Origin of the sequence: Epilithonimonas hungarica (genome assembly GCF_900102265.1) — a bacterium.
Classification (GTDB): Bacteria; Bacteroidota; Bacteroidia; order Flavobacteriales; family Weeksellaceae; genus Epilithonimonas; species Epilithonimonas hungarica.
The window spans coordinates 489,167-505,581 of the sequence record NZ_FNBH01000001.1 but is presented as its reverse complement, the minus strand read 5'-3'; the positions used below and the strand labels follow the sequence as shown (position 1 = coordinate 505,581).

Annotated in this window: 16 protein-coding genes; 10 read left to right on the top strand and 6 right to left on the bottom strand. The window is 36.1% G+C overall.

What is annotated here, in order from left to right; all coding sequences use genetic code 11:
• Positions 1–3 precede the first annotated feature (3 nt).
• On the bottom strand, positions 4–747 hold the full coding sequence (deoC, locus tag BLT30_RS02390) for a deoxyribose-phosphate aldolase (RefSeq protein WP_089871090.1): 744 nt from the start codon (positions 745–747) through the stop codon (positions 4–6).
• Between the two features lie 63 nt (positions 748–810).
• A complete protein-coding gene (locus BLT30_RS02385; RefSeq protein WP_027384186.1) occupies positions 811–1,281 on the bottom strand; it encodes an Lrp/AsnC ligand binding domain-containing protein in 471 nt (156 codons plus the stop codon).
• Positions 1,282–1,708: 427 nt separating this feature from the next.
• Between BLT30_RS02385 and BLT30_RS02380 the strand changes: the two genes are divergently transcribed.
• Positions 1,709–4,531, top strand: a complete 2,823-nt coding sequence (locus BLT30_RS02380) for an alpha-amylase family glycosyl hydrolase (RefSeq protein ID WP_089871088.1) — start codon at positions 1,709–1,711, stop codon at positions 4,529–4,531.
• Between the two features lie 61 nt (positions 4,532–4,592).
• On the opposite strand, the gene BLT30_RS02375 is transcribed toward BLT30_RS02380, so the two are convergent.
• Positions 4,593–5,123, bottom strand: a complete 531-nt coding sequence (locus BLT30_RS02375; RefSeq protein WP_089871086.1) for an SRPBCC family protein — start codon at positions 5,121–5,123, stop codon at positions 4,593–4,595.
• Between the two features lie 284 nt (positions 5,124–5,407).
• On the opposite strand from BLT30_RS02375, the gene BLT30_RS02370 reads away from it, so the two are divergent.
• Positions 5,408–7,429: a M3 family metallopeptidase gene (locus tag BLT30_RS02370; protein ID WP_089871085.1), complete on the top strand. Its 2,022-nt coding sequence runs from the start codon at positions 5,408–5,410 to the stop codon at positions 7,427–7,429.
• 60 nt (positions 7,430–7,489) lie between these two features.
• Positions 7,490–8,377: an AraC family transcriptional regulator gene (locus tag BLT30_RS02365; RefSeq protein WP_089871083.1), complete on the top strand. Its 888-nt coding sequence runs from the start codon at positions 7,490–7,492 to the stop codon at positions 8,375–8,377.
• 144 nt (positions 8,378–8,521) lie between these two features.
• Here the strand turns inward: BLT30_RS02365 and ccoG are convergent, their stop codons facing one another.
• Positions 8,522–9,964: a cytochrome c oxidase accessory protein CcoG gene (gene ccoG / locus BLT30_RS02360; protein WP_089871082.1), complete on the bottom strand. Its 1,443-nt coding sequence runs from the start codon at positions 9,962–9,964 to the stop codon at positions 8,522–8,524.
• 266 nt (positions 9,965–10,230) lie between these two features.
• Here ccoG and BLT30_RS02355 point away from each other — a divergent pair, with 266 nt between their 5' ends.
• Positions 10,231–10,608 carry a YchJ family protein gene (locus BLT30_RS02355; RefSeq protein ID WP_089871080.1) on the top strand — a complete coding sequence of 126 codons (378 nt, stop codon included), beginning with the start codon at positions 10,231–10,233 and terminating at the stop codon, positions 10,606–10,608.
• Between the two features lie 3 nt (positions 10,609–10,611).
• Here BLT30_RS02355 and BLT30_RS02350 read toward each other — a convergent pair whose 3' ends face one another.
• Positions 10,612–10,857: a VF530 family protein gene (locus tag BLT30_RS02350; protein WP_089871078.1), complete on the bottom strand. Its 246-nt coding sequence runs from the start codon at positions 10,855–10,857 to the stop codon at positions 10,612–10,614.
• Positions 10,858–10,975: 118 nt separating this feature from the next.
• On the opposite strand from BLT30_RS02350, the gene BLT30_RS02345 reads away from it, so the two are divergent.
• The 6 genes from BLT30_RS02345 to BLT30_RS02320 all read left to right on the top strand — a co-directional run bounded on the left by BLT30_RS02345 (position 10,976) and on the right by BLT30_RS02320 (position 15,322).
• Positions 10,976–11,629: an SGNH/GDSL hydrolase family protein gene (locus tag BLT30_RS02345; RefSeq protein WP_089871076.1), complete on the top strand. Its 654-nt coding sequence runs from the start codon at positions 10,976–10,978 to the stop codon at positions 11,627–11,629.
• A complete protein-coding gene (locus BLT30_RS02340) occupies positions 11,629–12,159 on the top strand; it encodes a YfiT family bacillithiol transferase (protein ID WP_089871074.1) in 531 nt (176 codons plus the stop codon). The genes BLT30_RS02345 and BLT30_RS02340 overlap by 1 nt, the downstream gene beginning before the upstream one ends.
• 16 nt (positions 12,160–12,175) lie before the next feature.
• Positions 12,176–12,577 (top strand): lysozyme inhibitor LprI family protein, encoded by a 402-nt coding sequence (locus BLT30_RS02335; RefSeq protein ID WP_089871072.1) that lies wholly within the window; start codon positions 12,176–12,178, stop codon positions 12,575–12,577.
• Between the two features lie 314 nt (positions 12,578–12,891).
• Complete coding sequence (hutH, locus tag BLT30_RS02330) at positions 12,892–14,379, top strand: histidine ammonia-lyase (protein WP_089871070.1); 1,488 nt, start codon at positions 12,892–12,894, stop codon at positions 14,377–14,379.
• A 10-nt stretch (positions 14,380–14,389) separates the two neighbouring features.
• Positions 14,390–14,866, top strand: a complete 477-nt coding sequence (locus BLT30_RS02325; protein WP_089871068.1) for a DUF2059 domain-containing protein — start codon at positions 14,390–14,392, stop codon at positions 14,864–14,866.
• A 9-nt stretch (positions 14,867–14,875) separates the two neighbouring features.
• A complete protein-coding gene (locus tag BLT30_RS02320) occupies positions 14,876–15,322 on the top strand; it encodes a GNAT family N-acetyltransferase (protein ID WP_089871067.1) in 447 nt (148 codons plus the stop codon).
• On the opposite strand, the gene BLT30_RS02315 is transcribed toward BLT30_RS02320, so the two are convergent.
• On the bottom strand, positions 15,323–16,402 hold the full coding sequence (locus BLT30_RS02315; protein WP_139166553.1) for a hypothetical protein: 1,080 nt from the start codon (positions 16,400–16,402) through the stop codon (positions 15,323–15,325).
• Positions 16,403–16,415: the final 13 nt, after the last annotated feature.

Below are 16,415 nucleotides of genomic sequence, written 5' to 3'. Positions count from 1 at the left end.
TGATTAATATCCAGTTCCTGCTTCACCTTCTCCAAGAAGTGCTTTCGCAGAAGACGTTCCGATTCTCTGGATTCCCATTGTAATCATTTTTTCTGCATCGGCAGGTGTTTTTACACCACCAGCAGCTTTCACAGGAAGTTTTCCGGCATTATCAAGCATAATTTTCACACCCTCGAAAGTTGCACCATTTGGTTTACCACCTTCAGTTATATAAAAGCCGGTAGAAGATTTCACAAAGATCTTTGCGAAATCTTTCTCTTCAAAATTCTCCTGGGCCCATTTCCAGATATTGGCTGTCAAGTCAGCAATTTGAGAATCTGTAAGTGCCGCAATCTCGATGATCCATTTTACATTCTTCCCGAAATCAAGACCTAATTTAGTCCCTTCAATGAATTCTTTTTCAACCAAAGCTAATTCTCCTTTTTTGTATGCTTCGTAATTGATAACGTAATCCAATTCATCTACACCATCCAAAATAGCTTGATTCGCTTCTTTCAACTTGTCTTCCAAGGAATATGTTCCTTCGTGAAAACCGATAACCGTTCCTACCAAAACTGCAGAGTTTTTTGACAATAAATAATCTTTTATAAGCTTAACATAATTAGGACGGATCATTACTTCCTTGAAGTTGTAGGCAATGGCCTCATCTGTAAGCTTTCTTACTATCTCAAAAGTCTGTTCCTCTGTCAGTCCGGATTGTTCCGGAGTTTTCAGATATGTTGAGTCTAAATATTGATTGATTTCCATAAATACAAAAATAACAAAAGGATACAAATATCTTGTACCCTTTCGTTGATTATATAAATTTTTTTAAACTTTTAATTGTCTGTTGATGCTTTGCTCCAAAGAAAGAATCGTCTCTGTTCTGGTAACGCCCTTCAGCTTTTGTATCTTGTTGAGAATCTGCATCAGATGATCATTGTCTTTACAAAGAACTTTTAGAAAGATGGTATAATTCCCTGTTGTGTAATGTGCTTCTACTACCTCGTTCACTAAGTTAAGATTCTTGATAGCTTCTTGATAATGGCTAGGCTGATCCAGGAAAACCCCAATATAAGAAACCACTTTGTAGCCGATTTTTCTTGGGTTAAGAAAAGAGATAGAATTCTCTATAACTCCAGCTTGTTCTAATTTTTTTATCCTCTGATGAACTGCAGTTGTAGAAATCCCAACATGTTTGGAAATATGTGCAAGAGAAGTTTTAGCATTATCCATTAACATATAAATAATCTCCTTATCAACTCCGTCTAGATGATAACCTGATTCAGATGCACTTTTCATAATTTATTGATGATTTTTGATTGAAAATTAAATTAATCGTAAAACAAGCCTTACATTTAATTGTGCGTCAAATATATTAGAATAATATCATATATCAATATTCAACATTCAATTAAAATAAATGTTTATTATTTTTTATTTAATTGTAAAAATATAGAAAATAACGTAAACTATAAAAATATATCACATTTTATTTTTCAAAACAACACAAAAACCATTAATTATAATTATAAAAACAATGAAACCTTAACTTAACTTTTGGTTAAAACAAATTTCATACTGCAAAGAAAAAACATTTTCACCACATCATCAAAAAAATCACAAAACTTTAAATATCAACAAATTAAAAAACAAAAAAAACTGAAAAACAAAAAACTTATCAAATCAAGAAAAAAGTCTATATTTAAAAACTTTATATATAGACCTTATGAAAATTTTTTACAACCTGATTGCATTCTTTATTGCAATCTCAGCCTTTGCGCAGACACAGACGGTGACCTACTCCATCAGTCCGTCCGCTTTTAACGAAGACGAATCCATTACGATCACATTCAATGGAAGTAGTATCAACGAGTCCACCTGGGGAGTCGCCAATAACGCATTGTACCTTTGGTCATGGTCATATGACAGCAATGATGCCAATAGCCAAGATTGCCCAACCAATGGAACTTGGGCTTCTTCCAGCGAAGCTAACAAACTGACCTACAATTCCGGTAATGATACATACACCATTACTTTCGTTCCAAGAACTTTCTACAACAGAACAGGACTAGGAAGAATTGGTTTCCTTCTTAAAACTAAAACAGGAAACGGACAATCGCAAGATATCTACTCAGAAGTTGGCAAATTCCAGTTTGTCAATACAACTCCGAAAAACGGAACAGTTAATTTCATTGCTTCCGGAAGCAACTATCCAATTTCTTATAGCACGTCCTTGCCTGCGAATTATGTTGTAAAATCTAATGGAAACACTATTTATACAGCGAACAATGTATCATCCATGTTTACTGCATACAATATTACGACAGACAATCAAATCGAGCTTACAGCCACAAGTGTAGCGGATGGAACCGTACTGACGTCAAAATTCAGCATCTCCCCAACACCAAGTGTGCAGACGGCAGCAATGCCATCTTACATGAGACAAGGCATCAGCTATGATCCTAATGACGCTACAAAAGTAGGATTGGCCATTTATGCTCCTTTCAAAAGTTATGTTCATGTCATTGGAAGTTTCAATAACTGGCAGGTCTCTTCTAATTATCTGATGAAAAGGGATACTAACAATTCAAACCTGTACTGGATAGAGCTCACAGGACTTACACCTCAACAGGTTTACACTTTCCAATACAGAACGAGCGATGGTGTAAAAGTTGCAGATCCTTATTCAACATTGGTCCTGTCTCCTGATGATGATCCTTGGATATCTTCTACGACCTATCCGGAGCTTCAAACTACAATGAAGTATCCTGCAGGGCAGCAATATGATGTTTCTGTAATTCAAACAGCTAAACCTGCTTACAACTGGGCAATTTCCAACTTCCAAAAACCAGCAAAACAAAATCTTATTGTCTATGAAGCTTTGGTAAGAGATTTCACAGCTCAGCAAAACTGGCAGTCTTTAATTGACAAAATCCCTTACATCAAAGGATTGAATGTCAATGCAATCGAATTGATGCCAGTAATGGAATTTGATGGAAATAATTCCTGGGGATATAATCCTGGATTCCATCTAGCACTGGATAAAGCTTACGGAACTCCAGAAAAATTCAAAGAATTTATCGACAAGTGTCACCAAAACGGGATTGCTGTGATCCTAGACGTCGCTCTTAATCACGCAACAGGAAGATCTCCATTAGAAAGACTTTGGTCAACAAGCACGGACGGAAGTTATGGAGACGTGGCATCCAACAACCCTTATTTCAATCAGTTAGCAAAGCATGCTTACAGTGTATTCTACGATTTCAATCATTCAAAAGCTGAAACAAGATACTACGTTAACCGAGTTTTGGAACAATGGATCACTGAATATAAGATTGATGGATTCCGTTGGGATCTGACAAAAGGATTCACTCAAAACTGTACTCCATCTGATGAAACATGTACAGGTGCATATCAACAAGACAGAGTTGATGTTCTTAAACTATATTCGGATTATCAATGGTCATACGACCCGACTTCTTATATCATCTTTGAACATCTGGGAGGTGATCAGGAAGAACAGCAATGGGCGAATTATAGAATCAATGAAGGAAAAGGCGTGATGATGTGGGACAATCTTACGGGGCCTTTTGGTCAAAACACAATGGGTTATGACTCCAACAGCAACTTCAACAGAGCTGATTTTGAAAACCACGGATTTGCTGAAAGAAGAAATATGACTTATGGCGAAAGCCATGATGAAGAGCGCCTAATGTACAAAAACCTGACTTACGGAAACGGAAACGTGAAAACATTAGCAACCGCCCTTGAAAGACAAAAGGCATTTGGTGCAGTTTTCTTCACAGTTCCTGGTCCTAAAATGATTTGGCAGTTCGGAGAATTGGGTTACGAATTCAGTATCAACAGATGTGAGAACGGAACTATCAGCAACGATTGCAGAACTTCTCCGAAGCCAGTTGCTTTCACATTAGGTTACGATACAGACGCAAGCAGAAAGGCAATCTATGATACTTGGGCAAAAATTTTACAGATCAGATTATCTAGTCAGGTTTTTGACACGACAACATTCACGGTAGAATCAGGAAATCTTTTACCTAGAATTTTCGTTTGGAATGATGCCTTACCTTCAACTTCTTTGAAAAACGTAGTTGTAGTAGCCAACTTCACAACTTCTGCCCAAACTGTTACTCCCAGCTTCCCTTACGCCGGAACTTGGTACAACTTGATGGATAATTCCTCTATGTCTGCAAATTCTTCCACAACAGTAGTTCTTCAGCCAGGAGAATTCAGAATTTTTGGGAATCAGACCGCTTTGGCAACTGACGAAACTAAAATCGATGCCAACAGAACATCATTACAAATCGTTCAGAATCCTGCTACTGACGGATTATTGAAAATCAGATACAACAAAGCTAAAAACGGACAGATCAATATCTATGACCTTAACGGTAAACTGGTAAAATCTTTCGGACTGAAATCTGCTAAAGGAGACGAAACATTCTCTGTAAACGGAATTGGAACAGGAAATTACTTAGTACAATTAAAGTCTGATGAAGGTTTGGCAGTTTCTAAACTGATCATCAAATAATACAAAATAAATTTTCAAATCAAATGAAATCGCCTCAGCTAGCTGAGGCGATTTTTGTTTTTTATTTTTCAGAAAGTTCTTTCAGTTTTCCAAGACCTTCCGAGAATGATTTGTTCATTTGCCAGGTCATCATCGGTTTCATCGGTTTGAAAAGCGTTTCAATTTCGTAATCAATATTCCAAGTCACTTTGGTTCCGGAACCTTCCGACGTCAAGAGCAGGTCCGAAGTCGCATTATCATCCATCGGTTTGATAAAGTGCATTTTCGTGGACACTTTTTCGTTCGGAGCAATCGCCGTGATCTCCTGTTCGCCTTCGCCCACATCATCATTACCTTTCCAGTGATAGCCGTCACCCACTTCGCCAGCCGTTCCTCTGTAAGTTACTATCAAGTTCGGATCCATTTTCATCCAAGGATTCCAAGTGTTAAAAGCTTTCATAGAATTCACATTTTGCCACACTTTTTCTTTCGGAGCATTGATAACGAGAGATTGCTCGTTGTGACATTTGCTGTCAAAAAACAACATTGCAATTGCGCAATAAGCAATGATTATTGCCACGATAACGCTAATAATTTTTAAAAATTTCTTCATAATAAGTTAGTTTTAAGTTGAAAACAAATCTAAAAAGAATTTGAACACAAAAACTTTTTCTATGATAATATTTATTGGGGCGCCTTTATCCGCCTTCCACTCCCGCTATCTTTTTATTGCAAAGAAAGTTAATCCGACAATAGAAATTTCGGACATTGCAATAAAAAAATGAGCTCCGTTCAAGTCGGGGCGCAATTTTGTCATACTTTCAACTTTAGGTACTAAATTTGTCAATTACGACACACAGAAAATCATTTATAATTTATCATTAATAATTCATCTTTATGAATCCACTTTTAGAAAAATTCAACACCAAATATACCTCATCGCCTTTCGAGGAAATCAAAGAAGAACATTATCTTCCCGCTTTTCAGGAGTTAATTAAAGTTTCTGAAAAAGAAATCGACGAAATCACCAACAATCCAGAAGCACCAACTTTCGAAAACACGATTGAATCAATGGCTTTTTCAGGAGAACAATTGGACAGAGTTTCCAATATTTTCTTCAATATCAATTCTGCGGAGACCAATGATGAAATCCAGAAAATAGCTCAGGAAGTTTCACCTTTGCTGACAGAATTCTCTTCCAAAATTTCTCAAAATGAAAAACTATTCGAAAGAATCAAAAATGTTTACGACCAAAAAGACACTTTGTCATTGAACGAAGAACAACAGATGCTACTCAACGAAACCTACAAAGGTTTTGTAAGAAGCGGTGCTTTACTGAGCGAAGAAGACAAAAAGAAACTGGAGAAAATCAGTATGGATTTGTCTATAAAATCACTTCAGTTCGGGCAAAATGCCTTAGCTTCAACCAACGCTTATTTCAAACACATTACCAATAAAGACGAATTAAAAGGAATCCCGGAAGCCATTCTTCAGCAATACGAAGAAGATGCGAAGGAAAAAGGCTTAAAAGGCTATGTCATCACGCTTCAATATCCTAGTTATCTTCCGGCGATGACTTACGCAGAAAACAGAGAACTCAGAAAAGAATTGGCATTAGCTAACGGAAAGAAATCGTTTGACGGTGGAGAATTTGATAATCAGAATTTGATTAAAGAAATCGTCAAACTTCGTCAGGAAAAAGCAGAATTATTAGGTTATAAAAACTATGCAGATTTCGTTTTGGAAGAAAGAATGGCAAAATCGCCGGAAAAAGTTTTTGAATTCCTGAATGAACTTTTGGACAAAGCAACACCTTATGCTCAAAAAGAAATCGAAGAATTAAAGACTTTGGCAAAAGCAGACGGAATCGATGACCTTCAAAGTTATGACCACGCATTCTACGCTGAAAAATTAAGAAAACAAAAATTCGATATTGATGATGAAGAACTGAAACCTTATTTCCAATTGGAGAAAGTGCAGGAAGCGGTTTTTGGTTTAGCTGGAAAACTTTTCGGACTGGAATTTAAAGAAATCAATGATGTCCAAAAATACCACGACGATGTGAAAACCTACGAAATAACGGAAAATGGCAATGTAAAAGCCCTACTCTATGCCGATTACCATCCAAGAAAAGGAAAACGTGCCGGCGCCTGGATGACGAGTTATAAAAATCAATACAAAAAAGACGGCGAAAATTCTCGTCCTCATATTTCCGTGGTTTGTAATTTTACAAAACCGACGAAAGACACACCAAGCTTATTGACTTTCCAGGAAGTGACAACGCTTTTCCACGAATTTGGACACGCACTTCACGGCGTTTTGGCGGACACGCAATATCCGAATCTTTCCGGAACCTCGGTTAAGTGGGATTTTGTAGAATTACCTTCTCAATTCCTGGAAAACTTCTGCTATGAACCGGAATTTTTGAAAACTTTTGCCAAACATTATCAAACGGGAGAAATTCTTCCAAATGAAAAAATCGAAAAATTGTCGCAAAGCAAATCTTTTATGGAAGGCTACCAGACTTTGAGACAACTTGGATTCGGGTTGTTGGACATGGCTTATCATTCGGAAGTTGGAGCGCTGGAGAATAAGAGTGTGAAAGAGTTTGAAGTTGAAAAAACAGCTGCAACCAACCTTTATCCTTCAAATCCGGAAACTGCAGCAAGTCCGAGTTTTTCTCATATTTTTCAAGGTGGGTATTCAGCAGGATATTATTCTTACAAATGGGCGGAAGTTTTGGATGCCGATGCTTTCCAATATTTCAAAGAAAATGGAATTTTCAATCCGGAGATCGCTGCAAAATACAAAATCCTATTGTCTTCCGGCGGAACAAAAGACCCGATGGAATTGTACAAAAACTTCCGTGGAAGCGAACCGAAAGTCGAGAGTCTTTTGAAAAGGGCATTTGGAGAATAATAAATAAAAAGGGAATTCGGTTGATGTGACCGAGTTTCCTTTATAACAACTTCTTATTAAATGGGTCACAACGAAATATCGGTTTTGAATATCAATTTGTTCCAGTCTGGAGCAAAGCATTCGGATTTTTATTTCAATTCTATCAAAGACCATTTATTAAGAAGCCACAGGCATATAGAGAAACCTCATCGCCACGATTTCTATGCGTGCATCTTTTTCACAAAAGGAAAAGGAACTCACGAAATCGATTTTAGAAGATATGACGTTTCCGTTGGTTCGTTATTTTTTATGTCGCCTGGGCAAGTTCACAGTTGGCAATTATCAGACGACGCTGACGGTTTTATTTTTTTTCATTCTCAGGGATTTTTTGACCTTCATTATATCAATCAAAAACTAAGAGAATATCCGTTTTTCAGTTCTGTTCAATATCCTCGAAAACTTCAGTTGGTAGAAAATAATTTTGCAGAGTTTTCAAATCTGTTTGCCAAAATTGGTAATGAAAACGGTTCATCAGCTTTGTTATCGGAAAATTTAATTTTGTCTTTGATTTCTCAATTATATATAAAAGCAGTCAGATTATTCTCCGAAGAAAAAATCATTGGGATACACAATGCAAATACTTCCTATATTCAACATTATCAACATTTTGAAGAATTATTAGAATTAAATTTCATCAAAGAAAAATCTGCTTTTCAATATGCTGAATGGATGAATCTGACGACCAAACATCTCAATAGGATCACACAAACCGTTGTTCAGAAAACCGTCTCGGAAATCATAACCGACCGGACAATTCTGGAAGCCAAAAGAATGCTGATCTATCTTGATGAGAGTCTTGTGGACATCGCTTTCCGTTTGGGTTATGAGGAATATTCTTATTTTGTACGAGTGTTCCGTAAAAAAACGGGGCGAACGCCTTCAGCTTTCGTCAAAGAGCATAAACATTAAGAATTTGGTTAAACTGATTTACAACCACATAGACACATAGTTTTCATTAAAATTAAAGATAAATAGTGACAATTCTATTTTATCTTTGAAAGTAAATATTTCATTTTCTATGTGACTATGTGGTTTTTATAAATTTTCAAAGTTTTAAAACTGAAATTTGAATGGACCTTCGAAGTAAGTTTTGTAGGAATCCAGCATTTCTCCATCGGCATTAAAAACGCCTATTTTTATATTTTGTTTTGACAATTTGACTTCACTTTCCGGAAAGCTGATATTGACATTTCCTTTTATCATCGCATCGCCCTTAACAATAATATCTTCTTTACCTGCAAATGTTATCTCCGAATGTTTTGGATAAAGAACCTTTATTGTCATCATCTTTTTCTCATTGGACTTATTGAGGATCGTATAGGTAAATGTATTGGTGATCTTTCCGTCTCTTATAAAGTAGGCAGAACCGGCTGGTCTGATGAACTTTGCTTCAACCGAGCCTCTGTCGTACATCAATGAACATAAAACGCCGATTAATACAAAAAGAGCAAAAGTAGTTGCCTTCATCCTAGCCGTAAATTTGAATTTTTCCTGATTCTCTATCTCGGCTTCCGTTGCATATCTAATGAGACCTTTTGGCATTCCGACTTTTTCCATTACCTCATCGCAGGCATCAATACAGGCCGTACAATTGATACACTCCAATTGCTGTCCGTTTCTGATATCGATTCCCGTAGGACAAACGACCACACATTGCTGACAATCGATGCAGTCACCTTTTCCGACCGCAGAACGATTTTCCCCATTTCTCCATTTTGCCCTTCCCTCTCCTCTTTTGAAATCATAATAAACATTGACCGTATTCTTATCTATCAGAACACCCTGCAATCTGCCATAAGGACAAACCAGCGTGCAAACCTGTTCCCGAAACCAGGCAAAAACAAAATAAAAGATACCCGTAAAAACCAACATTACAATAAAATTGGTTGGATATTTAGCTGGTCCGCTCAAAATAATTCTAAACGTTTCTTCGTAACCGACAATGTACATAAACATAATATGGCTTATCAGCAATGATATCAGTAAAAATACAGACCATTTGAGGATTCTTTTTTTGATTTTCTCCTCATCCCAAGCCTGTTTATCCAGTTTCATCTGCTTGTTTCGGTCGCCTTCTATCCAATATTCGATTTTACGGAAGATCATTTCCATAAATAAGGTCTGTGGACAAATCCAACCACAAAATATCCTTCCAAAAACTACCGTGAAAAGCATTACAAAAATAACCGAGGCCACTGCTCCCAAAGCTAAAATGAAAAAATCCTGCAAATAGAAAGGTTGTCCAAGAATGAAAAACTTCCTATCTATAATATTAATCAACAAAACAGGATTTCCACTGATTTTGAGGAAAGGCATTATCACAAATAAAAAGATCAAGGAATAACCAACATATTCCCTATAGTTTGTGTATTTTCCTTTTGGCTTTCTTGGGAAGACCCATTTTCTGGTTCCTGTTTCGTCCATTGTCCCAACAGAATCTCTGAATGTCTCCTCTATTTTCTCTGGAAATTTTATACTATTTTCTTTTGTATCCATAATTTTATATCATAGAAAATGAACTGAATAGACATTCTTATTTTTAACCTTTAAAGTAAGAATCCATTACATTATTTCCCGAAACAAAATTACTTCTCCTTGCAAATTCAGTCTAATGACATTGGCTTACAAAATAGTACAATAAGGACATTTTTAGGTTTTGGAGGCTAATAAATATCAGTTTTTTAATTTTCTGAAAATCGTTGAAATATTTCTCGGATAATTTCAAGTTTTAGTACATTCGAAGTTTGAAATCCGAATTAAAAATGAATTGTCCCTGCTGTTCCGAAAAATCGTACGAAGATTGTTGTCAGTCTTATCATCTGAAAGAGAAATTTGCACCAACAGCAGAAGCTTTGATGCGTTCAAGATTTTCTGCTTTTGCAATTCCGAATGGAGAATATCTTTGGGAAACAGCTTCACCTAACAAAAGACAATTTCATAATAAAAAGAGCTTACAGGAATGGGGAGAGATCAATCAATGGACAAAGTTGGAAATCGTGGATAAACCTTCAACTAATAAAGTAGAGTTCAAAGCATTTTATATCGATGAAAACGGGAATCCACAAGTTCATCACGAGTTATCACAATTCAAAATGATTCAGAATCGTTGGTATTATGTGACTGGAGAATTTTTGGATTAAAGTTTACAACAAACCTTTTTTCTTCTTTTGTCTCAAAACATAGAGGTACAAACTTTCCACTTTTGCCCTTGCCCAATCGGTTTTTCGGAGGAATTTCAGAGAGGAACTGACACTTGGATTTTCTCCGGTAAAACACTTGATGTTGATTTGTTTTCCCAACTCTCCATAACCTTGGTAGTATTCCAGTAATTCTTCCAGAATCGCATCCAGACGTTTTCCGTGTAAAGGGTCTTTCGAAGTGTTTTCCATTTTGTAAAATTATTGATTTTAATATAATTTTGAACGCAAAGCTCGCAAAGATTTTTTGTAGTGATTTAAAATATTTAATTATCCTTATTTCATATATTTGATAATCAAATTTAAAAATATGAGATCCATAGCATTTGCATTACTATTACTTTCAACCATGTCGTACGCTCAAGACTTTGCCAATTTTGGTAGGTATCAAAAACAAAATCAAGAAGTTATTTCCCAAAATATTGCTCCAAACTCTGTTTTGATGGGCGATTCCATCACAGAAGGTTGGTTTTCTACAGACCCAGAATTTTTCACTAAAAACAACTTCGTTGGACGAGGAATTAGCGGACAAGTGACTTCGCAGATGCTTTTGAGATTCAGAGAAGATGTGATCAAACTGAAACCTAAACGTGTCATTATTCTTGCCGGAACCAACGATATCGCGGAAAACCAAGGTCCGATCTCTTTGGACAAAGTTTTCGGGAACATTATCTCAATGGCAGAATTGGCAAAAGCGAATAACATCCATGTGGTATTATGTTCGGTTCTTCCGGCTTACGATTTTCCTTGGAGAAAGGATATGCAGCCTGCTGATAAAGTGATTGCACTGAATAAAATGATAAAAGATTACGCGCAGAAAAACAACATCACCTATATAGATTATCACAGCGCTTTGAAAGATGAAAAAAATGGTTTGCCTAAAGAAATCGCAGAAGACGGAATCCACCCCAACAAATTGGGTTATGAGAAAATGGAAGCAATCCTGATGAAGAATTTGAAATAATGAACTTAGAACAATTAAAATACCCGGTCGGAAAATTTGTAAAACCGGAATCCATCACAAAAGAAATCATTGGTTCTGCCATTTCTGAAATCGAAAATTTTCCAGGTCTTATAAAAATCGAAATTCAAAATCTCGGCGAAACGGATCTACAATTGAGATACAGACCAGAAGGTTGGACAATCTCTCAGGTTATTCATCATTGTGCCGATAGCCATATCAACAGTTATGTAAGATTCAAATTGGCATTGACGGAAGATGTTCCGACCATCAAACCTTATGAGGAGAGCCTTTGGGCAGAGTTGCCGGACAACAATCTTTCACCCGTTGTTTCTTTACAGCTTTTGGAAGCATTGCATACAAGATGGGTTTATCTTTTGAAAAATTTGACTGAAGAAGATTTGAACAAAGAATTCATTCATCCCGAGCAATCAGAAAGAATTTCGCTCAGAGAAAATATCTTGATTTACGGCTGGCATTGTCAGCATCATTTGGCGCATATTCGTCAGGCGAAAGAATTAAAATTTGACTGAATCTAAAAATAAAATTATGAAAAAGTCAATTGTTATTCTTTTTTTATTGGCAATCAATATTTTTCCATTGGCTCAAAATAAAATAGACCCGGTTTTGGAAAAATGTTTAGGCCAAGACAATTCAACAGCTGGACAAAGAAGCTGTATCATTTCCGCTCAACAATCTTGGGACAAAGAATTGAATAAATCCTACATTTCATTAAGCCAAAAACTGACGAAAAATGGAAAAAAGGAATTGGTGGAAGCGCAGAGAAATTGGATTCTCTTCCGCAATTCGGAATTTAAATTGATCGATAAATATTATTTCGATATCAAAAAAGGAACAATGTTTTATGTAATTGCCGAGAATAAGAAATTGGAAATAGTGAAAGAACGTGCGTTGCAGCTCAAAGAATATGATGACCAGTTTGATCACTAAACGCTTTACTCAAAATACTTTCTGATAAACCCAAGCATTCCTTATTGTTAGGCGTTCATTTTTCTGTAACAATCCTCTCAACCTTTGTAATTCTCTACTTAACACCTGTAACGCCCTACTGCCCTACTCAACATCTTTGATTGCCTACTTAAGGGATTTGACACTCTATTGAAAGCCACTGATAAACTTTTTCTAAAAAACATCAACCAAAGAAAGATTAATTTCAGAAGGATTAATTTATTTCAAAATGTGATTATAATTCATTCCGAATATTCCTCCCGAAAAGTGTATTTTTAGGCAAAATTTTTTCAGTGATGATTTACGGAATCGACCAGCTTGGATATAAGGATGTTTTAGAGATTTTAAACAATCCGTCTAAAGCTAAACTTAATAAAAAATCAAAAGACCAAATTATAAAATCGCAACAGAATGTTCAGAAAATTGTAGCGTCTGACAGAACTGTTTATGGGATCAACACAGGATTTGGACCTCTTTGCGATACAAAAATTTCAGAATCGGAAACGGCGCAACTTCAGCATAATTTGATTATCTCACACGCTGTCGGTGTTGGAAAACCGATTGACAAGAATATTTCCAGAATCATGATGATTTCCAAAGTCCACGCTTTGTCGAAAGGATTTTCGGGTGTTTCTTTGGATGTTATCGAGCGATTGATCCTGATGTTGGAATTGGACATTATTCCTGTTGTCCCAGAACAAGGCTCAGTTGGCGCTTCCGGTGATTTGGCGCCTTTGGCACATTTGGTTTTACCTCTTTTGGGACTAGGTCAGGTTTGGGAAAATGATAAAACGGTTGAGGCTTCAAAAGTTCTAAAGAAACATAAACTTCAACCACTGAAATTAGGTCCGAAAGAAGGTTTGGGATTGATCAACGGAACGCAGTTTATTCTCGCTCACGCTATTACCGGTCTTGCAAAATTCGAATACCTTTTGGATTTGGCAGATTTGACCGCAGCAATGAGTCTTGAAGCCTATCGCGGTTCTGCAAGTCCGTTCAAAAAAGAATTGCATGAGATTCGTCCGTTTGACGGAAGCCAAAAAGTGGCAGAAAGAATGCGAAATTTTCTAAAGAATTCTGACAACTTAAAATCTCACGAATTCTGTGACAGAGTTCAGGATCCCTATTCTATGAGATGCGTTCCCCAGGTTCATGGTGCAAGTAGAAATGCCTTTGAACATCTAAAACAAATGGCAGAAACAGAACTGAATTCTGTAACCGACAATCCTATTGTTTTAAGCGCAGAAGAATCGATTTCCGGGGGGAATTTCCATGGACAACTGATGGCTTTACCTTTGGATTATTGTGCATTGGCTGCCGCGGAATTAGGAAATATCTCTGACCGAAGAAGCTACCTTTTACTAGAAGGAAAATATGGTTTACCGAAATTATTAGTAGAAAGCTCAGGTCTTAATTCCGGATTTATGATTCCTCAATATACAAGCGCAGCTTTGGTTACAGAGAACAAAACGCTTTGTTTCCCAGCTTCGGCAGATTCTATACCGACAAGTTTAGGTCAGGAAGACCACGTTTCCATGGGGAGTATTTCTGGGAGAAAGTTTAATCAGATTTTAGGTAATCTTGAGAATATTTTAGCAATCGAATTAATGTTCGCCGCACAAGGTCTGGAATTCCGAAGACCTGCAAAATGTTCCAAAATTGTTGAGAAAAACTATGAATTAATTCGTTCCGTTGTTCCAAAACTAGAAAACGACCGGTTAATTGGGGAAGATATTTTGAAAATAGCGGAGTTGATTAGAGAGAAAAAATTGGTTGTAAATTAAAATTTAAAAAATGAAAAAAATAATACTTCTAGTTATCCTTTTCAATTTTGTTTTCTCTTATTCTCAAAATAAACAAGAGAAAGTAAAAGAATTAATTTCTTTAAGCGGGATCTTTACACTTTCAAAAAAAGTTGAAGCCGAGCTAATTTCCAGATATAGAAAAAAGTATGAGAACATCCCCGATTCTGCTTGGAAATCTATTGAACCCAAAATCAATATTGACGAACTAATAAACGAAGTTGCTGATATTTATGGAAGTAAATTAACTGAAAAAGAAATTGACCAATTGCTTGTTTTCTACAAATCGGATTTAGGAAAAAAAGTTATTCAAAATGCTCCAATTATTATGACTCAAATTCAAACATCTTCTAGTAATTGGGCCACGAAAGTCACTAATATAATTAATAGCGATTTAGAAAAAATGGGATATTTACAATCTCCGCCACCACCTCAATCCAATCCACCAGCACCAATGATTCAAAAATAAAATGCTTAAATGAAAACCCTCAGAACAACTTCTGAAAATCCAGACTTTCAAAAATTAGTAAAACAACTAGACGCATATCTTGCTGTGATGGACGGTGAAGAACACGCTTTCTATAATCAATACAACAAAATCGATTTGCTGAAAAACTGCATAGTGATTTTTGATAATGACGAAGCGGTTGCTTGTGGAGCGATAAAAGAATTGGACTCGAAATCGATGGAAGTGAAAAGAATGTTTACGCTTCCCGAAAAACGGGGGAAAGGTCTGGCTTCTAAAATTTTAAATGAATTAGAAACTTGGGCAAAAGAATTGGGTTACGAAAAAACAGTTTTAGAAACTGGAAAACGACAAACCGAAGCTGTTGCTCTTTACAACAAATGTGGTTACACAGTCATTCCAAATTATGGGCAATATATTGGAATTGATAACAGCGTTTGTTTTGAAAAAGAATTATAATTAATCCCCAATCTGATAATCCAAAGGCAACATTTTCGAAACATTCTGATTAGAAAAATGCTCTTCCAAAATCAGCAAATCCGGTTCAGAAGTATTACCCTCAGGAAAGACTTCAAACTCCAAAGCTTCCGGATGAACAATCGAAGATTGGGTGGAGAATGTGGTGGCTTTCACAAACTCGCCTTTTTTGATTTCATAAAAATACTTTTGATAATTAACCATCAGCAAATCTTCGAAATTTAAAAGCAATCTTCCATCTTTTCGTTTTGTAAAATCAGATTCTTTCATTTTTGTTTTTAGAATCGCCATTACAAACTCGGGATTTCTACTTTTCTTTTGAGAAATAGCCTCCAACTCATCCGTCCATGGAACATTTGAAATTCTCTGAGCTTTCACAATTTCGAAATGGTTTAGCAGTTTTTGCAGTTCAGCTTCTGTTGGATATGATGGATTTTTGATTCTACGGGCGTGATTCACGATAAAGCCTTCATTCTCCAATTCGTTATTATAAAGACTTCGCAGGAAATGCATCAGACTGCCTTTGTACGCATTCATCCGATTCAGAATGGTATTTTTCTTACTATTATTTTCTTTGAAGAATGAAGTTCCAAGATAAGTTGTTGTTTTCTTTTTAAAATCTGCTTCAAAACTGATAAGATTATACTGAAGTGTATAACCCAGGTTTTTATTTTCAATAATCAAAGTCTGTGGTGCTTTCACTTTCAGAAATTGATTCTTTTTATCATAGGAAAATTTGAGAGTCCGTTGATTCTTAATCGCAACACCTTCTCTATCAAACCCAAGAAATTTATCCAGAAAATAATTGATAAAATCTTTGTAAGCCTTGTCTGTGTAAGGAATGATTACGACTTCTTCTATCCCTTTAACAGGATTGATAATTACTTTGACCGATTTTCCAATGGCTTGATTGAGTGGAAAAATACTCGTTTCATAATTATCTTTCTGAAAAATCAGATTTCCGCTTTTCTGTCCTTGAACATCCAATTGAAAACTTCCGTCATAGGTAGAAACAGTTGAGATTTTGGTTCCGTCGAGATAGACATTGACGTTCGAAATCATATTCCCTGTTTCA